Below are 23488 nucleotides of genomic sequence, written 5' to 3'. Positions count from 1 at the left end.
GGGGGCGTCCCCCTCCCGACTCGCGCAGCGAGTCGAGAGAGGGGTGAAGGCGCGAAGCGACTCAGGGGGGGCCTCACTTCAGGGTTCGACCACATTGAACATGGGTTCGAACTCCTCGAGCATCGCCAGCAGGGCCTGGACCCGTGACAGATCTCCGGCCACGCCGACACGGCCCTCTGCGATCCCGCTGGCCAGGGCTGCGGCCACGCCCTCCCCCTGGGCCAGCAGCCGCGCCAGTTCTTCGTGGCTGACCGCGATGCAGGCATCCACGGCAATGTCCCCCTCCGTGCGCCGGTAGGTCAGTGCCGCGTTGCCCAGGCTCAGCGACCAGTGCTCGCCGGTGTCGGTGACCCGCCAGCCCAGGTGCAGCACCTGGCCGCTGGCGCGTTCGGCCACCAGGCGCACGGCCAGGCAGTCGAGGAACATCTCCATCGGAACGGCCTTGAGCAGGTCATAGCCCAGGCTGCGCCGGGGGCCGGCGCGCACGCCATTGCGCAGTTCGCGTGCCGCCAGCAGGTAGGCATTGCGCCAGGTGGCGGACTCGCTGGCAAACCCGAGCTGCTCGAGCGCTGCGGCACACAGCGCGCGGGCGGCCTGGTGGGTCGGCTCGGCAAACACCAGGTGGGCCGTGACCTCGGCAACCCAGCGGTGCTCGCCGCGCTCGAAGTCGGCCTGCGCCCGTGCCAGCAGCGCCTGGGCGCCCCCCATGTAGTCGACATAGCGCGTGCCGGCGTCGACCGGCGGCAGCGCATGCAGGCGCGCCGGGTTGCCGTCGTACCAGCCCAGGTAGTGCTGCACCACGGCCTTGACGTTGTGCACCAGCGTGCCGTAGTAGCCCTGGGCATGCGTGACGCCCGCCAGCTCGGCCGGCAGGCGCAGCACCTCGGCGATCTCCACGGCGGTCTGGCCCTGGTTCATGAGGCGCACGGTCTGGTCGTGGGTGTACTTGTACAGGTCGCGCTGCTGGGCGATGAAGCGGCTCAGCTCCGCCTGGCCCCAGGTGGGCCAGTTGTGCTGGGCGAAGACCACGTCGGCATGCGGCGCGAACTCGTGCAGCGCTTCGTCCAGGTAGCGTGACCACAGGCGCGCGTCGCGCACCTGGGCGCCGCGCAAGGGACACAGGTTGTGCATGCTGTGCTGGCCTATCTCGGCCAGGTTGAGCGCCCGCAGCCCGGGAAAGAAGAAGAACATCTCCGAAGGCGCCTCGCTTTCGGGGGCCAGGGCGAAGACGATCTCGATGCCGTCGATCACGTGGCGCTCGCGGTCCTTCTCGATGGTCAGCGTCGGCGGTATCAGCGTCACCGTGCCGTGCGGCAGACTCTTGCCCAGGCCGCAGTCGACCTGGGCGCAGACGCCGCGCGCCAGGGTGTGGCCGAACTGGAACTGCGAGCGCCGCGACATGGCGTTGCCGGCCACCATGTTCTCGGCCACGGTGTGCCAGACGAAGCCCGCGGGCGCGATGATGGGCACGCGCCGGCGGATCGCGTCCTGCTCATCGATCACGCCGCGCACGCCACCGAAATGGTCCACGTGGCTGTGGCTGTAGACCACCGCGGTCACGGGCCGCTCGCCACGGTGCTCGCGGTAGATCCGCAGCGCAGCCTCGGCCGTCTCGGCACAGGTCAGCGGGTCGATGATGACCACGCCTGCGTCGCCTTCGATCAGCGTCATGTTGGCCAGGTCGAACCCGCGCACCTGGTAGATGCGCTCGGTGACCTGGAACAGGCCGTGCGCCAGGTTGCGCCGCGCATGCGCCCACAGGCCCGGGTGGACTGTGGGCGCCGGCTCGGCGTCGTCCAGGAACTCGTAGCCCGCCAGGGTCCAGACGATGCGGCCCGTGGCGTCGCGCACCTCGGCGTGGGGCCAGGTGGCGATGAAGCCCCGTGTCACGGGGTCTTGCCCAAAGGGCGCTGGGTTGTGGGTGGTCTTGTGGGTGGCCATGTGATTGCCTTGATCAATCCAGTTGCGCGCCCGAGGTGCGCACCAGGCGCTCCCAGACCGGCAGGTCGGCCGCATAGCCCTGGCGGAACTGCTCGGCCGTGCTGCCCACGGCCAGCATGCCCAGTTGGGCAAAGCGCTTGCCCACCTCGGGCGTGGCCACGGCCTGCTGCGCGGCCTGCTGCAGGCGTGCCACCACCGCGGGCGGTGTCGCCTGCGGCACGGCCAGGCCGAGCCAGCCCAGCACCCGGTACTCGGGATCGGCAAAACCGGCCTCCGCGAAGGTGGGCACCGCGGGCAGCAGGGGCAGGCGCTGGCCGCCCGTGACGGCGAGCGCGCGCAGCTTGCCCGCATCCATGTAGGGCTTGGCGGAGATGGCACTGCCGATGGTGAAGCTCAGTTGCCCACCCACCAGGTCCTGCAGCATGGGCGCCTCGCCCTTGTAGGCGATGTGGGCGATGGGCGCCTTCCAGCTCGATGCCATGTGCGCACAGGCCAGGTGCGGGTACGAGCCCGCGCCCCACGAGCCGCAGTTGCCGCCATCGCCCTTGGCACGCAGGGCACGCTGCAGGTCGGCCACGCTCTGGGCCGGCGAGCTGGCGGGCACGAGCAGCAGCAGCGGCGACGTGGCCACCAGCGAGACCAGGCCCAGGTCCTTGCGCGGATCGTAGGGCAGCCTTGCATAGAGAAAGGGGTTGGTCAGCAGCGACTGGGTCAGGCCCACCAGCACGGTGTGGCCATCGGGTGCGGCCTTGGCCACCGTGCTGGTGCCCAGGATGCCGCTGGCGCCGGGCTTGTTGTCGACGATCACCGGCTGGCCCAGCAGGCGCGCCATCTGCTCCGCAAGGGAGCGGGCGACCACGTCGGTGCCGCCGCCCGCCGGGTAGGGCACGACCAGGGTCACGGGCTTGTGGGGAAAGTCCGCTGCCGGGGCTTGGGCCAGGGCGGCGGGCGCGGCCACCGCGGCGCATGCGGCCAGCAGGCCTGCCAAGGCCCAGCGGCGCGGGAAGGAAGGGATCGTCATGGCTTGTCTCCTTGTTTTGCAGGCATGCAGGCCATTCTCGACAGGCTTCAAATGAATATCCAATGCAAAATATGGTGTTTCTTTTTAAATAAACCGCAAAATGCAGCTGCGCCAGCTCCGCCACCTGATCGCCCTGGCCGAACAAGGCAGCTTCGGGCGCGCGGCCGAGGCGGTGCACCTGTCCCAGCCGGCGCTCTCACGCAGCATCGACAACCTGGAGGAAGCCCTGCAGGCCAGGCTGGTGGACCGGGCCTATGGCCAGGTGCGTTTCACCACGGCGGGCGAACTGGTGCTGGCGCGCGCCAAGGCGCTGGTGGCCGATGCCGACCAGATCCCGCGCGACCTGCAGTTGCTGCAGGGCCTGGTCGTGGGCCAGCTGAGCGTGGGCCTGGGGCCGTTTGCCGCCGGGATGCTGGGCCGCCCCGTGCTGGCACACATGGCCCAACGCCATCCGCAGCTGTCGATACGCGTCGAGGTCGCCGACCCGAATGCGCTTGCCGAGCGCCTGCACCGCCGTCAGCTGGACCTGTTCATCGCCGACACGCGCGACCTGCAGCAGCAGCCGGGATTGCAACTCAAGCGCCTGCCCAACATCCCGGTGTCGTTCTTCGTGCGCACAGGGCATCCGCTGCTGGCCTTGCAGCCCGTGGCGCTGGACCAGGCCATGGACTACCCCGTCGCCGGCCCGAACCTGCCCAGCGGCGTGGCGGCGCACTTCGACGCCCAGGTGCAGCGCAAGGACCGCTCCTTCTTCAGCGTCGTCTGTGACGACCTGGGCACGCTGCAGCACCTGGCCCTGACCGCGAACGCGGTGATCCTCGCGCCGGAGCATGCGGCCTTCCACGATGGCGCCGGGTCGCTGGCGCGCCTGCCGATCCGCAGGCAGGCGCCCATGCAGACGCACTACAGCATCGTGTGGCTCACGCACCGCACCCTGTCGCCGGCGGCCCTGGCCTTCACGGGGCTGGTGCGCGCGATGATGGAGCCGGACCAACCGGCATGATTGCTCTGCCGCGCAACGGCTACTGCGGCGGTGCCTGGGGCGCGCGGTACAGCGGCAGCGACTTCACCAGCGCCCGGAACTCGGGCGAGTGCCGCAGCACGCTGCCGCCGGCCTCGATCAGGTCCGTGACCTCGTGCTGCTCGATGGAGAACGCCGTGGGGATCTGCAGGAGGCGCGGGCGCGCCACGTCGTCGGGCGAATCGCGCAGGTTGACCGGCACCACATGGATCTCGGCGTTCGGTGCGAACACGTCGCCGCCGGCATGCGGGTGGGTGGCCAGGGTCTTGCGCCACTGCTCTGTGATGTCGCGCAGGAACTCCTGCGTCTCGCGCGTGGCGCGCGCGCCGGTGCCGAACAGCAGCGCATCGACCACCTGGAACATGTCGGGCACCTTGTCGCTGGTGTCGATGTTGAACGAGGGGTCGCGCTCGGCGTTCACCGTGATCAGCACCAGCTTGCGGATGCTCCCCGGCGGAATGCCCACCTCGCTGAAGCTTTCGCGCAGGCCGCCGCCCGCCAGGGCGCGGTCGAGCAGGCGCTGCACGCCGAGGTTGTCCGACAGGCCCCCGTCCACCAGGTGGATGTAGGGCTTGCGCCGGGCGTCCAGGTAGCTCTGCTCGTGGGCCCGGTACAGCCGGGTGCGGTAATCGCCGGCCGTGGCCCGTGCCAGGGCCGTGCCCACCGGCCGGTCGGTGCACTGGTCCGCATGGTTCTTGAGGGTCATGGGGCTGAGCAGCAGCGGCACGGCCGAGGAGGCCGCCACCGCGAAGGACAGCGGCACCGTGCGCAGGTCCGAGCAGATCAGCGCGAACTGGTCCCAGGTGAACTCGAAACCCGTGCCCAGCGACATGTCGGTGGCGGTGATGAACAGCTGCGGGTGGCGCGGGCGCTTTTCCACGTCGCCGAAGGTCTTGCCGGCATAGAGCTCATCGAGCCGGCGCGCGAGCAGGTGCGTGCGGCCGAGCCAGGGCGAAGTCAGGTCGATCAGATTGCCCGGGCGCAGGGCCTGGGTGATCAGGCTGTTCTGGAAGTTCTGGCGCAGGAACTCGTGCTCGAAGCGCGGCAGCCCATCGATGCCATGCGCCGCGTAGTAGGCGGCCACGATGCTGCCGCCCGAGACACCGCTGACCACATCGGTGGCATCGAGCAGCGTGGTGCGCTGGCCGTTCCACTCGAACACCGTGTTCTGCATCTCGGTGAGCACGCCAAACCCGAAGGCCGCCGCGCGCGCGCCGCCGCCCGAAAGCGTGACCGCCACCAGGATGCTCGGATCGCGCTGGGACGGCCGCTGCGTGACCGACTGCTCCGCCAGGGGCATGGGCTCGTTGATCCAGGGCCGCACGGACGAACACCCGGCCAGCACAACCACCAATGCCGCCCCCACCCCACGCACCATCGATTGCAGTGTTGCCACAGGCTCCCCCTCCCGGCGCGGCAGGAATGCGCGCTCTGCGGGGGAGTTTAAGAGAAGGCTGCGCGCTTGCGTGCCCGCTTGCCCCCTCGGGTGGCTCAGCAGCCCAGCAGGGCCGGCAGCTCGGTCATGCTGCGGAATACCTGTGACGCCCCCGCCGCACGCAGGGCCTCATCGCCCATGCCCAGAGGCGAGTAGGCGAATACCGTGGCGCCCGCGGCCACGCCGGCCGTCACCCCAATGGTGGTGTCCTCGACCACCGCGCAGCGCGTGGGGTCGGCCTGCAGCGCGGCAGCGGCGGCCAGGTACACGTCGGGCGCGGGCTTGGTGTGGGGCACCTCGTGGCCGCTGAAGATGCGGCCCTGAAAGTACGGCATGAGCCCCACCTTGACCAGCTGCATCTCCACCTTGAAGCGGTCGGCCCCCGAGGCGCAGGCGATGCGCCCGCCATGGTGGGCATGCACGCGCTCGATGGCGGGGTGGATGTGTTCGATGGCCACCAGGTGCAGGTCCAGCTCGGCATTGCGCCGGGCGTAGAAGCTGGCCATCCACTCATCGGTCAGGGGCTTGCCGGTCTCGGCCTCGATACGGGCCGTGGCGCTGCGCACCGTACGGCCGATGAAATAGTCCATGCACTCTTCGTGCGTGATGGCCCAGCCCGCTTCGTTGAGCATGGTGCGCAGCACGCCGTTGGTGATGTGCTCGCTGTCGACGAGCACGCCGTCGCAATCGAACAGGATGGCTTCAAAGGTCATGGGTCAAGGCTCACAAAAAGAGAAGGATGGCGGTCACTGCTGGTCGCCATCGACATAGAACCAGCGCCCGCCCTCGCGCACGAAGCGGCTGGTCTCGTGCAGGCGCACGGCGCGGCCGCCGACTCGGTAGCGGGCGACGAACTCGACTTCGGCCGTGTCCTCGCCCGTGCTGTGCTGGCTGCGCACCGCCAGGCCCAGCCAGCGGGCGCCGGGGTCGAAGTCGAGCTGCGCGGGCCGGGTGCGCGCATGCCAGGTGGCCTGCAGGTAGTCGGCGCGCTCCAGCACGAAGGCGCTGTAGCGCGAGCGCATGAGGCTTGGCGCATCGGGCGCGGGCGTGGTGTCGAAGTGCTCCACATAACGGCCACAGCAGTCGGCGTAGGCCAGGGGCTTCTGGCGCGCATTCGTCTGGCCGCATGGGCAGGCAGTGGTGTCGGAAGATGCCACGGTGATGCCTTCTAGCGGAGCGCGCCAAAGACCTTCTTGGCGAGGGCACTGCCTGCGGCCGCGGGATTCTGGCGGATGGCGCGCTCTTCCTCGCCGATCATGAGGTACAGGCCGTCGAGCGTGCGCCCGGTGACGTACTGCGCCAGGTTGGCGTCCTCGGCCTTGAGCAGGCCGAAGCTGGCGGCCTTGCCGGCAAAGGCGTTGTACTTCTGCGTGAGGCCGACCTTCTCGGTGGCCTGGTTCACCACGGGCAGGAAGCGCTCGCCCAGCGGGGCCCGCGTCTTCTCTGCAAAGAAGGCCGTCACCGAGGTGTCGCCCCCGGTCAGGATATTGCGGGCGTCGGTCACGGTCATGCTCTGGACGGCCTGCACCAGCAAATCCTTGCCCAGTGGCACGGCGGCTTCGGCGGCACGGTTGAGGGGGGTAACCAGCTCGTCGATACGCCGCCCCTGGCCCAGCGACTTCAGAAGCTTGGCGGCATCGTCGAGCTGTCCTGGCAAGCCGATGCGCACCCGGGGGTTGCCCAGGAAGCCGTCGGGCCGCCCGAGCGAGGCAACGGCCGCCTGCACGCCCTGGGACAGGGCGGCCTTGAGCCCGCCCGAGGTGTCGGCGGCCGACAGATCGGCCAGCGACAGGGCATGCGCCCGGTTGGCAACGGCCAGCAGCAAGGCGCCCAGGGCCCCCGCGCTGGCATGGTGGTGGAATTCGCGACGCAGCATGCGTGGTATCTCTCTCTGGTCTGACACAAGGAACGGCAAGGTCCGATTTTCGCCCACGCGCAGACCCCGTAGACTGGCACCCACGGATATCCATGTCCGAGGAGTCGAACCATGTGGGAAATGAGCGTGCCCTGGTGGGAGTTTGTGCTGCGCGGGATCCTGGTCTACGTGTTCCTGCTGGTCTTCCTGCGGCTCACGGGCAAGCGCCAGACGGGGCAGTACGCACCGTTCGACCTGGTGCTGCTGCTGATCCTGTCCAATGCCGTGCAGAACTCGATGAACGCGGGCGACAACTCCCTGGTCGGCGGGCTGATCTCGGCCAGCACGCTCATGGGCTGCCATGTGGTGCTGGCCAACCTGACCTTCCGTTTCGGGTGGCTGGAGCGCCTGATCGACGGCACGCCGCGCGTGCTGGTGGACAAGGGCCAGGTGCATACCGAGCTGATGCACAAGGAACTGCTGTCCACCGACGACCTGGAGGCCGCGCTGCGCGCCGGCGGCTGCCTGCACGTGCACGAGGTGGAGCGCGCCACCATCGAGACCAACGGGCAGATCACCGTGGTGCTGCGCAAGCGCGACAGCGCGGGTTGATCGATCCGGCAGTGGGCGGTGCCGAGCGAGAGCAGGCCCTCAAGGTATCCGGATGTAGCAGACCTGCCTGCGCCTCCCCGCAGCGACTGTGCACGCGCATGCCAACCCTACCTGGGTAGGGTTGGCGCCGCAGCCATCTTGCGGAACACTTGGCAGAATTTGCCCTCTCTGCGGGTTTCACACCACCGAATGTCTTCCACGCCCCCCTACGCCATCATCCTGGACGACCACCCCCTGGTGGCACGTGGGGTGGCCGAGTTTCTGCGCTCGCTGCGCCCGGACATGGAGATGCGGCTGGCCACCGACGCAGCCGACTGCCTGCAGCAGGTGGCGACCCATGGCGCACCGGCGCTGGCCCTCATCGATTTCTGGCTGGCGGAAGGCGCAGCGCTGGGCCTGATCGCCCAGCTGCGGGCCAGTTGCCCCGGCACGGCCATTGCCGTCATGAGCGGCGACGACGACCCGCTCCTGAGCGAACGCGCGCGCGCGAGCGGTGCGCACGGCTTCCTGCACAAGCAGGACAGCCCGAACACCTTTGCCCAGGCCGTGCATGCGCTGCTGGGCGGCCTGACCTGGTTCGTTCCGGCCGGGCGCGTGCAACCCGGCGGCCTGCGCAGCCGCGAGCTGCCCGTGACCCCGGCCGAGCTGGGCCTGTCCACCCGCCAGGGCGAAATCCTCGCCCTGGTGCTGCTGGGCCAGCCCAACAAGCGCATCGCGCTGGACCTGACCTTGTCGGAAAGCACGGTCAAGGAGCATGTCACCGCCATCCTGCAGCGCCTGGGTGCACGCAACCGCATCGAGGCCATCACCCAATTGCGCGGGCGCAGGCTGGTGCTGGCCACAGGGCCTGCAGGCTGATGGCCTCGCCTGCGGCAGCACCACCGGCCGAGGGGTCCGACGACGCCCCCATCAGCATGGAGGGGCAGGCCCGCCTGCTGCAGATGACCTTCGGCTTCCTGCTCACCAGCATCTTCGTGCTGCCGCTGGTGTCGCTGGCGCTCACGCTGTTCTACGCGCAGGGGCACGATGCACGGTGGATGTGGGTGTGGTGCGGCTTCTACGCCCTGTTCGCGCTGGTGATGTCCGTGCAGCGGCGCCTGCACCTGCGCGACCGCAAGCGCCTGGATGCCCAGGCCATGGTGCGCAAGTGGAAGCCCCGGCTCGAAGCATGCGCCTTGCTGCACGGCGCCGGCATCACCGCGCCCATGGCCATCGTGGCCGGCCATGCGGACTATGACTTTGCCTTGCTGCTGCTGGTGACCAATGCCGCCATCGTGGTCGGCAATGCCACCCTCCAGACGCCCGTGCTCAGCGTGTTCATGCGCCTGTACATGGCGGGCTGGAATGCATCGCTGCCCCTGCTGGTCTGGGTGTTTCCGGGGCACTGGCATGCCGTCCTGCCGTTGGCGCTGCTGTTCAGCCTGGCCATCTACCGCCACTCCAACGCGACGCACCGCTTCTTCGTGCAGCAGGTGCGGCTGGAAGAGCGCGGCGCGCAGCTGGCTGCGCGCTACCTGGCGGCGCGCGACGAAGCCCAGGCCGCCCTGGAAGAGAAGAACCGCTTTCTGAGCACCGCCGCGCACGACCTGCGCCAGCCCGTGCACGCCATGGGGCTGCTGGCCGCGGCCATTGCCCGGCGCAACCACGACCCGGGCCTGTCCGCCCCGCTGGCCGACCTGCAGCGCAGCGTGCACTCGGTCAACCGGATGTTCAACTCGCTGCTGGACCTCTCGCGCATCGAAGGCGGCCATGTGGCCGTGCACGCCGTACCGGTGGCCCTGGAGGCCCTCTTCGGCGACGTGCTCACGCTGTTTCGCGAGGAGGCGCGCACGCGCGGGCTGCAGCTGCGCGTGCGCCCGCCGGGTCCCCAGGCCGCCGTGCTGGCCGATGCGGACCTGCTGCGCCAGTCGGTCGTGAACCTGGTGCACAACGCACTGCGCTACACCTTGCGCGGCGGCGTGCTGCTCACCGCGCGCCGGCGCCGCGGGGGCTGGCAGATCGAGGTCTGGGACACCGGCGTGGGCGTGGCCCTGGAGGACCAGCTGCGCATCTACACACCGTTCTACCGCCCGCAGCACGCCTGGAACATCGGCAACGACGGCCATGGCCTCGGCCTGGCCGTGGTGGCACGCTGCGCCAAGCTGATGGGCGCCGACTACGGGCTCGCATCGCGCCTGGGCAGGGGATCGCGGTTCTGGCTGCACCTGCCCGCGGCCACCCTGGTCGCCAGCCACGCCCTGCCTGCCCGCCACAGCGGCCTGGCATGGGACGCCGGCGGTGGCAGCCCGCCTGACCTGGGTTCGCTGTCAGGCACCTGCCTGATCATCGACGACGACCCGCAGGTGGCGACTGCCTGGGCCGCGCTGTTGCAGGCCTGGGGCATCAGCGCCCGCTTCGCCAGCTGCGCCAGCGAGGCCTGGGCGCTGGTGGACACGGGCTTCACCCCAGGGGCCATTCTGTGCGACCAGCGCCTGCGCTCGGGCGAGAGCGGCTTTGACATCCTGCGCGCGCTGATGGCGCACTGCCCCGGCGCCTACGGTGCCATGGTCAGCGGAGAACTGCACTCGCCCGAGCTGCAGGAAGCCGAGAGCGAGGGCTACCTGGTGCTGCCCAAGCCGCTCGACGTGGTCCGGCTGCATGCCCTGCTGGCCCAGTGGCTGGAACCCCGGCACGGCCGCTGACGGGAGGCATGGCACATGGACATGTCAGAGCAAGCGCTGGACACCCCCACGCCCACCGACGCAGGCCGCCTGCGGCTGCTGAGCGCCGCCTTTGCGCGCCTGCGCCTGAGCATGGCGGCCATGCCCGCCATGGGTTTTCTGTTCGGAGGGCTGCTGGCCTGGCTGGGCGGCAACCCGCGCGGCTTCTTCGTCTGGGGCGCGCTGTACCTGCCGGCCCTGTGGTACGCATGGCACCTGCTGCGCCGCTACCGCCGCGAGCAGCTCGAACACCCGCCCGCCGACCTGCTCGCGGCCTGGCAGCCCCGTGTGCAGCGGCTGGCGCTGGCCCATGGCGTGGCGCTGGCATCGACCGTGGTCCTGCCCATGGGCACTGCCAGCTACGACTTCATGCTGCTGGTGTACGCCGCCCTGATGGGTACGGTGGCTGTCAACGCCGCCCAGATGTCGGCCTCGTGGCGGGTCTACCGGGCATTCTTCTTCGGCATGGGCGGCAGCCTCGTGCTGATGCCCTGGGCCTTCGAGAGCCATTGGTACTTCACCCTGCCCATCGCCCTGGTGATGATGGTGGTGATCTACCGCAGCGCCATCCACTCGCACCGCTTCTTCGTGCGCCAGGTGGCGCTCGAAGAGCACAGCCGGGACCTGGCGGAACGCTACCGCCAGGCCAGCAGCGCGGCCGAGATGGCGCTGGCCGAGAAGAACCGCTTCTTGAGCACCGCCGCGCACGACCTGCGCCAGCCCGTGCACGCCATGGGCCTGCTGGCCGAGGCCATTGCCCTGCACGGCAAGGACATCCCGCGGCTGGAGGGTCTGCTCACGCAGTGGCGGCTCAGCATGCGCTCGGTGAGCCACATGTTCGATGCCCTGCTGGACCTGTCGCGCATCGAATCGGGCGCGGTGGAGTTGCGACCCGCTGCGCTGCCGCTCCAGGGGCTGTTCGACGACATCCACACCCAGTTTGCAGCCGAAGCCGGCGCGCGCCGCCTGGCCCTGCGGCTGCACCGGCCGCCGCCCCATGCCACCGTGCTGGCCGACCCGGCGCTGGCGCGGCAGTCACTGGCCAACCTGGTGCACAACGCGCTGCGCTACACACCGCACGGCGGCGTGCTGGTGGGCGCGCGGCAGCGCGGCAGGCACTGGCGCATCGAGGTATGGGACACCGGGGTCGGGGTCGCCCTGGAAGAACAGGGCCAGATCTACCAGGCCTTCTACCGCCCCCACCACGCATGGCAGCTGCACCGCAGCGGCCACGGCCTGGGACTGGCCGTGGTGGCCCGCTGCGTGGCACTGATGGGCGCCCGGCAGGGCCTTCGATCCCGGCTCGGCAAGGGATCGTGCTTCTGGGTCGAGCTGCCGGCCGCCGAAGCGCCCTCGCTGGCGGAGCAGCTGGCGCCGCTGGGCGCGCAAGGGCACCACAGCCCGCTGCCAGGGCGCTGCCTGGTGCTCGACGATGACCCGCATGTGCTGGGCGCCTGGGCGGCCCTGCTCGGTACCTGGGAGGTGGAGGTGCGCCTGGCCTCCAACGCAGGCGAGGCCTTCGCCCACATCGAAGCCGGGTTCACGCCGCAGGCCATCCTGTGCGACCAGCGGCTGCGCTCCGGCGAAAGTGGCTTCGAGGTGCTGCTGGCGCTGCTGGAGCGCTGCCCCGACGCCCACGGCGCCATGGTCAGCGGCGAGTTCGACGCCCCCGAGCTGCAGGAGGCCGACGCCCAGGGCTACCTGGTCCTGCGCAAGCCGGTCGACGCCGACACCCTGCACGCCCTGCTCGCGCAATGGCTGCGAGCGCCCGGCTCCTGATGGCGTCAAGCCAACTCACAACCGCAAAGGTGTGAAACTGGCGCGGCCAATACCAGTGCCCCCGCGCAAGGGCCGCCCCGCCGCGCTGGGGGCGTCCCCCTCCTGGGGGGAAGGCGCGAAGCGACTCAGGGGGGAGTCCCAAGCGCGCGCTGGATGATGATCTTCTGCACGTCGCTCGTGCCTTCGTAGATCTGGCACACGCGCACGTCGCGGTAGATGCGCTCCACCGGGAAGTCGTTCACCACGCCATAGCCGCCCAGGGTCTGGATGGCGGCGCTGCAGACGCGCTCGGCCATCTCGCTGGCGAACAGCTTGGCCATGGCCGCCTCCTTGAGGCAGGGGCGCCCCGCATCGCGCAGCGCGGCGGCATGCCAGATGAGCTGGCGCGCGGCCTCGATCTGCGTGGCGCATTCGGCCAGACGAAAACCCACCGCCTGGTGGTTGAAGATGGCGGTGCCGAAGCTCTCGCGCTCCTTGGAGTAGGCCAGCGCCGCATCGAAGGCGCTGCGCGCCATGCCCACGCTTTGCGCGGCGATGCCGATGCGCCCGCCTTCGAGCGCACCGAGCGCGATCTTGTAGCCCTCGCCCTCGGCACCGATCAGGTTCTCGGCCGGAATGCGGCAGTTGTCGAAGTTGATCTGCGCCGTGTCGCTGCTGTGCTGGCCCAGCTTGTCTTCGAGCCGCGCCACCACGTAGCCAGGGTTGTCGGTGGGCACGAGGAAGGCGCTCATGCCCTTCTTGCCCGCGCCCTTGTCGGTCACGGCGATGACGATGGCCACCTGGCCGTTCTTGCCGCTGGTGATGAACTGCTTGACGCCGTTGATCACGTAGTCGCCGCCCTGGCGCACAGCGGTGGTGCGCAGTGCGGAGGCGTCCGAGCCCACATGCGGCTCTGTCAGGCAGAAGGCGCCCAGCATGCGGCCCTGGGCCAGCGGCGTGAGCCAGTCCTTCTTTTGCTGCGCATTGCCATAACGCATGAGGATGGCGTTGACGGGGCAGTTGGTCACGCTGATGGCGGTGCTGGTGCCGCCGTCGCCCGCGGCGATTTCTTCGAGCACCAGGGCCAGGGTCACATAGTCGAGGTTGGCGCCGCCCAGCTCTTCGGGCACGCAGATGCCGTAGGCGCCCAGCGCCGCCAGGCCCTGGTGTGCCTCCTTCGGGAAGTGGTGCTCCTTGTCCCAGCGGGCCGCGTGGGGCCACAGCTCGGCCTGCGCGAAGTCGCGCACGGCGTCGCGGATCATTTCCTGGTCTTGGGTCAGCAGCATGGGGTCTCCGGAATCTTGTTGTGGGACGAATGGAAAAAAGGGGGGCTTGAGTCGGCTACCAGTGCGCGGCGCGCCGGCCGTCGTGGTGCAGCAGGCGGCCCTTGTCGGCCGCGGTCACGCCGGCCAGCGTGGTGCGCATGCCGCTCACGCTGTCCTGCACCGTGAGCGGCGCTTCGCCACCACCCATGTCCGTCTGCACCCAGCCGGGGTCGATGGTGATGAGGGTGGCACCCGGGTAGTCGTGCTGTGCCGAAGCCACGGCCATGTTGAGCGCGGCCTTGCTGGTGCGGTACAGCCAGGATTCGCTGTCGTCCACGCTGCCGATCTGCGACATGGAGCTGGACACGAAGGCGAACACGCCCCCGGCATCGGCCACCATCGGCGCCACCTGCGGAAGGGCCTGCATGGCGCCCAGCACGTTGGTGTGCATGACGGCGTCAAAATCCTGCTGCGTGGGGGGCGTGAGCGCGTTGGGCCTGCGGATCACGCCCGCCACGTACAGCGCCAGGTCGATCTTCTCGCCGTCGAGCAGCCAAGACAGGCCGCTCACGCTGGCGGGGTTGGCCACGTCCATGGTGAGCGGCTGGGCCCCCAGTGCCTGCAGGCGCTCACGCCCGGCGTCGTCGCGCGCGGAGGCGATCACCCGGTCACCCGCCTCCACGTACTGGCGCGCCAACTCCAGGCCAATGCCGCGCGATGCGCCGATGATGAGAATGGTTGCCATGGGATGGGAATCCTTGTCAGATGAAAGCGCTGGTCAGTGGATAGCGAACTCGAAATAGCCCGACCAGGCGGGATCGAAGCTCGTGGTGGTTTCCAGCGAGGCGGCCTCATCGCGCAGCAGCAGCGGCGCCAGCGCCTGCTTGGCCAGCTGTTCATCGCCCACGTAGTACACGGCCTTGCGGCGCCCGCTGCGGGTCATGGTGTAGGCCAGGATGCCCAGCTGCGACAACTCCAGCAGGGTGGCCGCCTGGTCGTGCAGGTCCTGCGCCACCTGGAGCTCGTCGCGGTCACCGACGGGCATGTCCAGCGTGAGGGCATAGGCCAGGTCGGCGCGCATCGCGACCGGGTTGGCACTGCGGTTGACCATCACCAGCGCCGTGTCCTGCGGCTCTCCGGCGTCTTCGTCGTCCGACCCGCCAAAAGCCAGGGTCATGCCACCCCATACATGCTCGCCGCTGGGGAAGTCGCCGGTGCGCCCCAGGGTTTCGCTCCAGTAGCGGTCGAACACGGGGGGCAGCAGGCTGAGCGGGGTCCACTCGGCATCCGGGTCCGCGGACTCCTCCACGAAGTCCACGGCACCGACCTTCACGGCAAAGTCGTACTCGCCCAGCACATGGTCGATCATGATGAAGGCCATGTTGCGCGCATGGTCCTGAAAATCCTGCGGGATCTCGCGGCCGAAGCGGATCTCGAGCGCCGCCTGGCCGTCGTCCTGGCTGCAGGCGATCAGCACCTCGGAGGTGGACAGCTCGAAGCCGTCCATGCCGATCGGGAAGTCCGGCTGCTGCGTGCGCTCGCGGAACGCACGCACTGCGTGGTGCTGCAGCTTGGGCGCGGCCGCCACCACCTGCGCGAGCAGGGGGAAGCGGTCGATGCTGCCGTGCGCGGTGACGATCATGTCCACCACCGCATCCCCGTCACCACCGGACATCTCCAGCGCCAGCCCTTCCAGGTGCCGCTCCAGCAGCACATTGCTCTCCTCCACACGTTCGCGCAAAGGCATGGCATGCAGGGCAGCCTCGGTGTCGGCGAACTCGCGCCAGAAGGCGGTGATGGCGGCGGTGCTGGATTCCATGGCAGCGTGCTCCGGTGCGGAGGATGGTGGTGATGAAGGCCCTATTGTTGGCCGAATATGCTGGGCCGAAATCAGACCAGTTCCAGCGCCATGGCCGTGGCCTCGCCGCCACCGATGCACAGCGTGGCCAGGCCCTTGGTGAGTCCACGGGCCTTGAGCGCATGGATCAGCGTGACCATGATGCGCGCGCCGCTGGCACCGATGGGATGGCCCAGGGCGCAGGCGCCGCCATTCACGTTGACCTTGTCGTGCGGCAGGTCGAGTTCCTTCATGAGCGCCATGGGCACCACGGCGAAGGCCTCGTTGATCTCCCACAGCTGCACGTCGCCCACGGCCCAGCCGGCCTTGGCCAGCGCCTTCTGGGTGGCGCCCAGGGGCGCGGTGGCAAACCACTCGGGCTCCTGCGCGTGCGTGGCATGGCTCACGACGCGGGCGATGGGCTTGCAGCCGAGCTTCTTCGCAGTGGATTCGCGCATCATCACCAGCGCGGCGGCGCCGTCGTTGATGCTGGAGCTCGACGCGGCGGTGATGGTGCCGTCCTTTTTGAAGGCGGGTTTCAGGCCGGCGATCTTCTCGAGCTTGACCTTGCCTGGGCCTTCGTCCACCGACACCACGGTCTCGCCCGCACGGGTCTTGACGGTGACAGGCACGATCTCGGCCGCGAACGCGCCCGACTCGGTGGCGGCCTTGGCGCGCTGCACGCTGGCGGTGGCGAATGCGTCCTGCTGCTCGCGCGTGAACTGGTACTTGGCGGCGCAGTCTTCACCGAAGGTGCCCATGGAACGGCCGGCCTCGTAAGCGTCTTCCAGGCCATCGAGCATCATGTGGTCGAAGATGCGGTCGTGGCCCAGGCGGTAGCCGCCGCGGCCCTTCTGCAGCAGGTAGGGAGCGTTGGTCATGCTCTCCATGCCGCCGGCGACCATCACGTCGTGCGTGCCGGCCAGCAGCATGTCGTGGGCCATCATCGCGGCCTTCATGCCGGAGCCGCACATTTTGGACAGGGTGACCGCGCCCGCGCCCTTGGGCAGGCCGCCCTTGAAGGCCGCCTGGCGCGCGGGCGCCTGGCCTTGCCCGGCCATCAGGCAGTTGCCGAACAGCACCTCGCCCACGGCGTCGGGCGAGACGCCGGAGCGCTCGAGGGCGGCCCTGATCGCGGCACCGCCCAGGTCATGGGCGGCCAGGCTGGAGAAGTCGCCCTGCAGCGAGCCCATGGGGGTGCGTGCGGCGCCTACGATGACGATGGGGTCTTGGGGGTTGCTCATGGCAATGTCTCCTGCAGTGGGTGGAATGGGGATCTGGTCAAAAACTCAATCGCGCGGCCGGTCCCGGAAGCGCCGGTCGGTGTCGTAGGGGAACACGTCGTACACATGGCCCGCCTGGATGCGCTCCTTGTGCGACTGCCAGAACGCGGCGTCCAGCAGGTCGGCGTGGTGCTGCATGAACACGGCGCGCACGGCGTCGTTGCCCAGCAGGAAGGGGCCGAAGGTCTCGGGAAACACATCGCGCGGGCCCACGGCGTACCAGATCTCGCCGCTCATCTCTTCTTCCTCGTTGCGCGGCGTGGGCACGCGGCGGAAGTTGCAGTCGGTGAGGTATTCGATCTCGTCGTAGTCGTAGAACACGACCTTGCCGTTGCGCGTGACACCGAAGTTCTTCCACAGCATGTCGCCCGGGAAGATGTTGGCGGCCACCAGGTCCTTGATGGCATTGCCGTACTCGATCACGCTGTGCTCCATCTGCTGGCGCGCGCGGTTGTCCGCCAGGCCGGTGTCGAAGGCCTCCTGCAGGTAGATGTTGAGCGGGATCATGCGCCGCTCGATGTACAGGTGCTTGATGATGACCTCGGTCTGGCCATCGCCATCGCGGTCGCTGATCTCCAGCTGGCTCTCCGCGAACTTCTGGATCTCGGCGATCAACTCGTCGTCGAAACGCTCGCGCGGAAAGGCCACCTCGCTGTATTCGAGCGTGTCGGCCATGCGGCCCACGCGGTCGTGCTGCTTGACCAGCAGGTACTTGGCCTTGATCTGCTCGCGCGTGGTCTCCTTCTGGTGCGGGAAGTAGTCCTTGATGAGCTTGAAAACGAACGGGAAGGACGGCAGGTCGAAGACCAGCATGACCATGCCCTTGATGCCGGGCGCGATGCGAAAGCGGTCGCTCGAATGCCTGAGGTGGTAGAGGAAGTCGCGGTAGAACAGCGTCTTGCCCTGCTTGGCCAGGCCCAGAGCGTTGTAGATCTCGGCCCGCGGCTTGCGTGGCATGAGGCTGCGCAGGAACTGCACGTAGGCACTCGGGATCTCCATGTCCACCATGAAGTAGGCGCGCGCAAAGCTGAACAGCATCTGCAGGTCGTCCTCGCCGAACAGGGCCGCGTCGATGTACAGCCGGCCATCGGCATCGTGCAGGATGGGCAGGGCGAACGGCACTTCGTTGAAGCCGTTGATGATCTTGCCCACCACGTAGGCGCCCTTGTTGCGAAAGAACAGGCTGGCCAGCACCTGGATCTGGAAGTTGGCGCGCAGGCGCACCTTGTCCAGGCGGCCCTGCATGGCGCGCAGCACGTGGCCGGTGTCGCGCGACAGGTCCGCGAACGTGCCCTGCAGCTGGAAGTTGTCGATGATGCGGGTGAGCGTGCCGTGCAGGCTCTCACGCGAGGGGTAGTAGGCGCGGTAGGTGGGCCGGGCCGCAGGCTCTTCGTTCTCGATGTACTCGGTGCTGACCGCGGGCCGCACGAAGATGAAGTCGTTGTGGAAATGCGTGCGGTGCAGGATCTTGCAGGTCACCGAGTTGAAGAAGGTCTCAGCCAGCTCGGGCTGATGGTGGTTGACCAGAAGGCCGATGTAGTGGAGCTTGACCTGGTGCCACACGTCCATGGGCTGGGTGCCGGCGTCGTACTCCTTTTCGAGCCGGCGCACGCATTCCTTGACGCGCAGGTCGTAGAACTCGATGCGCTCGCGCTGGGCGCGCTGCTGGCCATGCCAGTCTGCGGTCTCGAAGCGGTGCTTGGCCCGCGCGGACTCGGTACGGAACAGGCGGTAGTGGCGGTTGAAGCCGTCCATCATCGCCTTGGCGATGTCGTACGCCTGGGGCGAATCGAGTCGTTGCGGGAACATGGGCTGCCTACCGATCCTGCAGGGCCGTGGGCTCAGCCTCGCCGGGTGGCGGCCACGCCGGCAATGGCGGCCTTGTACAGCGAGTCGAGGCCTTCGGTGCTGCCCACCGTCATGTGCAGGTTGTTGATCAGGCCATCCTTGAGGCCATAGCACCAGCCATGCAGCGTGACCTTCTGGCCGCGGCCCCAGGCGTCGAGCATCACCGTGGTCTGGGCGATGTTGACCACCTGCTCGATGGCGTTGAGCTCGCACAGCACATCGTGGCGCCATTCGGGCGCAGTGGCGGCGATCAGGTCGCGGTGGCGGTCGCGCACGTCCTGCACGTGGCGGATCCAGTTGTCGGCGAGGCCCACGCGGATGCCTTCCAGCGCTGCCAGCACGCCGCCGCAGCCGTAGTGGCCCACGACCATCAGGTGCTCGATGTGCAGCTGGTCCACCGCGTACTGGATGGTGGACAGGCAATTGAGGTCGGTGGGCACCACCACGTTGGCCACGTTGCGGTGCACGAAGACCTCGCCAGGCTCCAGCCCGGTGATCTGGTTGGCAGGTACGCGGCTGTCGGAGCAGCCAACCCACATGTACTTGGGCTTTTGCTGCGCCAACAGGCCGGTGAAGAAGCCGGGGCGCTCACGCTCCATCTGGGCCGCCCAGGCGCGGTTGTGGACAAACAGGTCTTCGATGGAGGTGCTCATGGGTCTCGGCTCTCAAAAAGGTGGAATCGGCCTGCGGGTTCAGCAGGTCTCGGCAAACAGTTCCCGGCCAATCAGCATGCGGCGGATCTCGCTCGTGCCCGCGCCGATCTCGTACAGCTTGGCATCACGCCACAGGCGCCCCAGGGGATACTCGTTGATGTAGCCGTTGCCGCCGAAGATCTGCACGCCCTCGCCCGCCATCCAGGTGGCCTTCTCGGCACACCAGAGGATGACGCTGGCGCAGTCCTTGCGAACCTGGCGCACATGGTCGGTCCCCAGCATGTCCAGGTTCTTGGCCACGGTGTAGGCAAACGAGCGCCCCGCCTGGAGCACGGTGTACATGTCGGCCACCTTGCCCTGGATGAGCTGGAATTCGCCAATGCTCTGGCCGAACTGCTTGCGGTCGTGAATGTAAGGGATGACGTTGTCCATCACCGATTGCATGATCCCCAGAGGTCCTCCGGTCAATACCGCGCGCTCGTAGTCCAGCCCGCTCATGAGCACCTTGGCGCCCTGGTTCAGGCCGCCCAGAATCTGGGAGGCGGGCACCTCGACGTTGTTGAACACCAGCTCGCCCGTGTGGCTGCCGCGCATGCCCAGCTTGTCGAGCTTTTGCGCCACGCTGAAGCCGGGCATGCCCTTCTCGATCAGGAAGGCGGTGACGCCGCGCGCGCCCAGCTCGGGCTCGGTCTTGGCGTAGACCACCAGGGTGTCGGCATCGGGGCCGTTGGTGATCCACATCTTGCTGCCGTTGAGCAGGTAGTAGCCGCCCTTGTCCTCGGCCTTGAGCTTCATGCTGATCACGTCGGAGCCGGCACCGGGCTCGCTCATCGCCAGGGCACCCACATGCTCGCCGCTGATCAGCTTGGACAGGTACTTGGCCTTTTGCGCTTCGCTGCCGTTGCGGTTGATCTGGTTCACGCACAGGTTGCTGTGCGCGCCGTAGGACAGGCCCACCGAGGCGCTGGCACGCGAGATCTCCTCCATGGCCACCATGTGCGCCAGGTAGCCCATGGCGGCACCGCCGTACTGTTCGGGCACGGTGATGCCCAGCACCCCGAGCTCGCCCATCTTGCGCCACAGGTCCATGGGGAACTGGTCATTGCGGTCGATCTCGGCAGCGCGCGGGGCGATCTCGGCCTGCGCGAAGTCGCGCACGGCGTCGCGCAGGGCGTCGATGTCTTCGCCCAGTTGGAAGTTCAGGCCTGGCAGGTTCGCGGGGATGCTCATGGTTTGTCTCCTGGTAGGAAGTGAATGGTGAGGATTTGGGGCACGACGATCTCAGTTGTCCACGGCGCTGAGAGCCACATGCGCGGGATAAAACTGGCACGGCCAAAGCCAGTGCCCCCGTGCAAGGGCCGCCCCGCCGCACTGGGGGCGTCCCCCTCCCGCCTCGCGCAGCGGGACGAGAGAGGGGGAAGGCGCGAAGCGACTCAGGGGGTGTCTCATCTCAGCCCCGGATGTTGTCGCGGCCGGTCACGGCCATCAGCGTGCAGCCCATGGTGGCCACCAGCTTGTCGCCCTGGGCGCCCACGGCATAGGCGCGCCCTTCGGTCACGGTGATGGTGCGGCCGGGCTTGAGCACCCGGCCTTCCATGCGAAAGCGCTCGCCCTGGGCAGGGGCCAGCAGGTTGATCTTGAATTCGATGGTGAGCACGGCGGCATCGTCGCCCATCAAGGTGAACCCGGCGTAACCGCAGGCGGAATCGAGGGCCGTGGCGACCATGCCGGCATGCAGGAAGCCGTGCTGCTGCGTGAGACCGGCGGCCCAGTCGAGTTCGATGTCCACCGCACCGGGCTCGATGCGGGCCAGGCGGGCGCCCAGCGTCTGCATGGCGCCCTGCAGGGCGAAACTGTCCTTCACACGCTGCACATAGCGTGGACTTCTCACCTCGAAAGCAGGGCTGGTCACGGCAGGTTCCTGGAAGGAAATTGAATTGACGTTTACGTAAACGTCAATTATGGCTCATTTTTGCTGTTCGACCTTGTCGAGCAGTGCCCGGGCCTCCTGCTCGTGTTCTTCCACCTCCTCCAGGTTGGCCTGCAGGTCGGCCAGCTGCTCCTCCAGCTGCCTGCGGTGCAGTGCCAGCACCTCGAGGAATTTGCGCAGCTGCGCGCCCGTGTCGCGCGGGCTGTCGTACAGGTCGATGATTTCCTTGGCCTCGGTCAGCGACAGGCCCAGGCGCTTGGCGCGCAGGGTCAGGCGCAGGCGGGTGCGATCGCGTGCGCTGTAGATGCGGTTGCGGCCGGCCGGGCCGGTGCGCTCGGGCTGCAGCAGGCCCATGTCTTCGTAGAAGCGCATGGCGCGCGTCGTGAGGTCGAACTCTTTGGCAAGGTCGCTGATGGTGTAGGAGGTGGCCATGGGCTTCGTGCGGGAGACGGGTTTCGCACTGGCGACAGTCGCTTTGCGAACCGTCCCTACAATGCAGTGAATCTGACGTTTACGTTAACGTCAATGCTAACCCAACCAGGCACTGCATGAACCCCCTCGAACACCAAATCACCTACCCGATGGGCGACACTCTTCCAACGCCGGGGGTGGCGATGGACGTGGCACCCGGGGTGCGCTGGATCCGCATGGGCCTGCCGTTTGCACTCGACCACATCAACCTGTGGCTGCTGCGCGACCGCCAGCAGGTAGGCAACACCCTGGTGGACGGCTGGACGGTGGTGGACTGCTGCATCGACAACCCGCTCACGCGCGCGCAGTGGGAGGAGGTGTTCGCCTCCAGCCTGGACGGCCTGCCCATCCTGCGCGTGATCGTGACCCACATGCACCCGGACCACATCGGCCTGGCGCACTGGCTCTGCGCGCGCTGGGACGTGCGCCTGTGGATCAGCGCCACCGACTACTACGCGGCCCGCGCGGCCATCGGCAACCGCGATGGATTCAGCGGCGAGGCCGCAACCGATTTCTATACCTCGCATGGTGCGCGCGACGAGGAGTTCCTCAGCCACGTGCAGGGCCGCGGCTCCTACTACCACTCGCTGGTGCCGGACCTGCCCACCACCTACCGGCGCCTGATGGATGGCGATGCCGTCGAGATCGGCGGGCGCAGCTGGAACTGCATCAGCGGCTATGGCCACGCGCCCGAGCACATCGCCCTGCACTGCCCCGAGCTGTCGGTGCTGGTCAGCGGCGACATGGTGCTGCCGCGCATCTCCACCAATGTGAGCGTGCACGCGGCCGAGCCCGAAGCCGATCCGCTGCGGCTGTTCCTCACCTCGATCAAGCGCTACCTGGCGCTGCCGGCGGACACGCTGACCCTGCCTTCGCATGGCAAGCCCTTCACAGGCCTGCATGTGCGCATCGGCCAACTGCAAGCCCACCACCAGGAGCGCCTGCAGGAGATCGTGGATGCCAGCCTCCACGGCCCGCTGTCGGCCACGGACGTGCTGCCTGTGATGTTCAAGCGCCCGCTCGACCCGCACCAGATGACCTTCGCCCTGGGCGAGGCACTCGCCCACCTGCACCTGCTGTGGCTGGACGGCGGCTTCGAGCGCACACTCGACGACCAGGGCGTGTACCGCTTCGGGCCCCGGCAGCAGCCGCCTGCCAACTGACGGCTTTTGCAGCCAATAGGCGCCTTCATGGCGCCAATGGGCTGCACCGCGGTTCGCCTGCCTGCCGTGTCAGGCGTCCTGCTGCCGCAGCTGTTCCTCCACCCGTGTGCGCAGCTGCTCTTCCTGGGCCCGCAGCTCGGGCGTGAATTCGGCGCCAAAGTCCTCGGCCTCGAAGATCTGGCGGATCTCGATCTCGGACTCGCCCAGCATCGGGTTCGGGCAGCGCTTGACCCAGGCGATGGCCTCCTGCAGGGAGGCACATTTCCAGATCCAGAAGCCTGCAATCAGCTCCTTGGTTTCAGCGAACGGCCCATCGACCACCTGGCGGTCCCTGCCCGCAAAGCGCACGCGGGCGCCCCTGGAGCTGGGATGCAGGCCTTCACCGGCCTGCATCACGCCGGCCTGCACCAGTTCTTCATTGAAGCGGCCCATCTCGGCCAGCATGTCCTCGCGGGGCATCACGCCCGCTTCGCTGTTGGCATCGGCCTTGACCAGAATCATGAATCGCATGGGGTTCTCCTTGGGTCGGTTGGACAGACAGAGCAAGAGGCTCTGTATACACGACGGACCAGAGAGCGCGCATTCGACACATGCAACGAAATATTGGCGCCCCAGGGCACCGGGGAGCCGCAGCACGGAGCGGCCCCTGCCTGGCCCCCCGATGGGGCAAACGCGTTTCGGCCGCCCCAAAGCAAA

Annotated in this window: 22 protein-coding genes; 6 read left to right on the top strand and 16 right to left on the bottom strand. The window is 68.3% G+C overall.

The features are described 5' to 3' along the window. Nucleotides 1–78: 78 nt before the first annotated feature. The gene (locus PMI14_RS29680; protein WP_007860676.1) at nucleotides 79–1941 is read right to left on the bottom strand and encodes an alkyl/aryl-sulfatase; all 1863 of its coding nucleotides are present in this window, start codon (nucleotides 1939–1941) and stop codon (nucleotides 79–81) included. 13 nt (nucleotides 1942–1954) lie between these two features. Continuing rightward, nucleotides 1955–2962 carry a tripartite tricarboxylate transporter substrate binding protein gene (locus PMI14_RS29675; protein WP_007860674.1) on the bottom strand — a complete coding sequence of 336 codons (1008 nt, stop codon included), beginning with the start codon at nucleotides 2960–2962 and terminating at the stop codon, nucleotides 1955–1957. 100 nt (nucleotides 2963–3062) lie between these two features. Here PMI14_RS29675 and PMI14_RS29670 point away from each other — a divergent pair, with 100 nt between their 5' ends. Continuing rightward, entirely contained in the window at nucleotides 3063–3965 is a 903-nt protein-coding gene (locus PMI14_RS29670) for a LysR family transcriptional regulator (RefSeq protein ID WP_007860672.1), read from the top strand. A gap of 19 nt (nucleotides 3966–3984) precedes the next feature. On the opposite strand, the gene PMI14_RS29665 is transcribed toward PMI14_RS29670, so the two are convergent. The 4 genes from PMI14_RS29665 to PMI14_RS35695 all read right to left on the bottom strand — a co-directional run bounded on the left by PMI14_RS29665 (nucleotide 3985) and on the right by PMI14_RS35695 (nucleotide 7294). Further along, a complete protein-coding gene (locus PMI14_RS29665; RefSeq protein ID WP_007860671.1) occupies nucleotides 3985–5379 on the bottom strand; it encodes a patatin-like phospholipase family protein in 1395 nt (464 codons plus the stop codon). Nucleotides 5380–5474: 95 nt separating this feature from the next. Continuing rightward, nucleotides 5475–6131, bottom strand: a complete 657-nt coding sequence (locus tag PMI14_RS29660) for an HAD family phosphatase (RefSeq protein WP_007860670.1) — start codon at nucleotides 6129–6131, stop codon at nucleotides 5475–5477. 33 nt (nucleotides 6132–6164) lie between these two features. Beyond that, nucleotides 6165–6575 (bottom strand): YchJ family protein, encoded by a 411-nt coding sequence (locus PMI14_RS35700; protein ID WP_007860667.1) that lies wholly within the window; start codon nucleotides 6573–6575, stop codon nucleotides 6165–6167. An 11-nt stretch (nucleotides 6576–6586) separates the two neighbouring features. Continuing rightward, nucleotides 6587–7294 carry a DUF4197 domain-containing protein gene (locus PMI14_RS35695; RefSeq protein ID WP_007860665.1) on the bottom strand — a complete coding sequence of 236 codons (708 nt, stop codon included), beginning with the start codon at nucleotides 7292–7294 and terminating at the stop codon, nucleotides 6587–6589. Nucleotides 7295–7405: 111 nt separating this feature from the next. Here PMI14_RS35695 and PMI14_RS29645 point away from each other — a divergent pair, with 111 nt between their 5' ends. The 4 genes from PMI14_RS29645 to PMI14_RS29630 all read left to right on the top strand — a co-directional run bounded on the left by PMI14_RS29645 (nucleotide 7406) and on the right by PMI14_RS29630 (nucleotide 12363). After that, complete coding sequence (locus tag PMI14_RS29645; RefSeq protein WP_007860664.1) at nucleotides 7406–7885, top strand: DUF421 domain-containing protein; 480 nt, start codon at nucleotides 7406–7408, stop codon at nucleotides 7883–7885. A 189-nt stretch (nucleotides 7886–8074) separates the two neighbouring features. Then, complete coding sequence (locus tag PMI14_RS29640) at nucleotides 8075–8743, top strand: response regulator transcription factor (RefSeq protein WP_007860663.1); 669 nt, start codon at nucleotides 8075–8077, stop codon at nucleotides 8741–8743. Further along, the gene (locus PMI14_RS29635; protein WP_007860662.1) at nucleotides 8743–10566 is read left to right on the top strand and encodes a hybrid sensor histidine kinase/response regulator; all 1824 of its coding nucleotides are present in this window, start codon (nucleotides 8743–8745) and stop codon (nucleotides 10564–10566) included. The genes PMI14_RS29640 and PMI14_RS29635 overlap by 1 nt, the downstream gene beginning before the upstream one ends. A gap of 21 nt (nucleotides 10567–10587) precedes the next feature. Next, nucleotides 10588–12363 carry a hybrid sensor histidine kinase/response regulator gene (locus PMI14_RS29630; RefSeq protein ID WP_238541928.1) on the top strand — a complete coding sequence of 592 codons (1776 nt, stop codon included), beginning with the start codon at nucleotides 10588–10590 and terminating at the stop codon, nucleotides 12361–12363. Between the two features lie 125 nt (nucleotides 12364–12488). Here PMI14_RS29630 and PMI14_RS29625 read toward each other — a convergent pair whose 3' ends face one another. From PMI14_RS29625 to PMI14_RS29585, 9 genes are all read right to left on the bottom strand, one after another. Next, complete coding sequence (locus tag PMI14_RS29625) at nucleotides 12489–13628, bottom strand: acyl-CoA dehydrogenase family protein (RefSeq protein WP_007860660.1); 1140 nt, start codon at nucleotides 13626–13628, stop codon at nucleotides 12489–12491. Nucleotides 13629–13683: 55 nt separating this feature from the next. Further along, nucleotides 13684–14352: an SDR family oxidoreductase gene (locus PMI14_RS29620; protein WP_007860659.1), complete on the bottom strand. Its 669-nt coding sequence runs from the start codon at nucleotides 14350–14352 to the stop codon at nucleotides 13684–13686. Between the two features lie 33 nt (nucleotides 14353–14385). Beyond that, the gene (locus PMI14_RS29615) at nucleotides 14386–15426 is read right to left on the bottom strand and encodes a hypothetical protein (RefSeq protein WP_007860652.1); all 1041 of its coding nucleotides are present in this window, start codon (nucleotides 15424–15426) and stop codon (nucleotides 14386–14388) included. A gap of 71 nt (nucleotides 15427–15497) precedes the next feature. After that, entirely contained in the window at nucleotides 15498–16688 is a 1191-nt protein-coding gene (locus PMI14_RS29610) for an acetyl-CoA C-acyltransferase (protein WP_007860650.1), read from the bottom strand. Nucleotides 16689–16733: 45 nt separating this feature from the next. Beyond that, on the bottom strand, nucleotides 16734–18536 hold the full coding sequence (aceK, locus tag PMI14_RS29605) for a bifunctional isocitrate dehydrogenase kinase/phosphatase (protein WP_007860648.1): 1803 nt from the start codon (nucleotides 18534–18536) through the stop codon (nucleotides 16734–16736). 32 nt (nucleotides 18537–18568) lie between these two features. Next, complete coding sequence (gene can, locus PMI14_RS29600; protein WP_007860646.1) at nucleotides 18569–19228, bottom strand: carbonate dehydratase; 660 nt, start codon at nucleotides 19226–19228, stop codon at nucleotides 18569–18571. Between the two features lie 39 nt (nucleotides 19229–19267). Continuing rightward, nucleotides 19268–20458, bottom strand: coding sequence for an isovaleryl-CoA dehydrogenase (locus PMI14_RS29595; RefSeq protein WP_007860644.1), 1191 nt, complete (start codon nucleotides 20456–20458; stop codon nucleotides 19268–19270). 220 nt (nucleotides 20459–20678) lie between these two features. After that, nucleotides 20679–21140: a PaaI family thioesterase gene (locus tag PMI14_RS29590; protein WP_007860643.1), complete on the bottom strand. Its 462-nt coding sequence runs from the start codon at nucleotides 21138–21140 to the stop codon at nucleotides 20679–20681. A 54-nt stretch (nucleotides 21141–21194) separates the two neighbouring features. Next, entirely contained in the window at nucleotides 21195–21590 is a 396-nt protein-coding gene (locus PMI14_RS29585) for a MerR family DNA-binding transcriptional regulator (protein WP_007860641.1), read from the bottom strand. A 116-nt stretch (nucleotides 21591–21706) separates the two neighbouring features. On the opposite strand from PMI14_RS29585, the gene PMI14_RS29580 reads away from it, so the two are divergent. Next, the gene (locus PMI14_RS29580; protein WP_007860639.1) at nucleotides 21707–22792 is read left to right on the top strand and encodes an MBL fold metallo-hydrolase; all 1086 of its coding nucleotides are present in this window, start codon (nucleotides 21707–21709) and stop codon (nucleotides 22790–22792) included. A gap of 69 nt (nucleotides 22793–22861) precedes the next feature. Here PMI14_RS29580 and PMI14_RS29575 read toward each other — a convergent pair whose 3' ends face one another. Further along, nucleotides 22862–23302, bottom strand: coding sequence for a YciI family protein (locus PMI14_RS29575; RefSeq protein WP_007860637.1), 441 nt, complete (start codon nucleotides 23300–23302; stop codon nucleotides 22862–22864). Nucleotides 23303–23488 lie beyond the last annotated feature (186 nt).

This window comes from Acidovorax sp. CF316 (assembly GCF_000276605.1).
In the GTDB taxonomy this organism is placed as follows: domain Bacteria; phylum Pseudomonadota; class Gammaproteobacteria; order Burkholderiales; family Burkholderiaceae_C; genus Acidovorax.
Note: the sequence above shows the minus strand (reverse complement) of the source record. Positions and strands in the feature narration are given on the sequence as shown.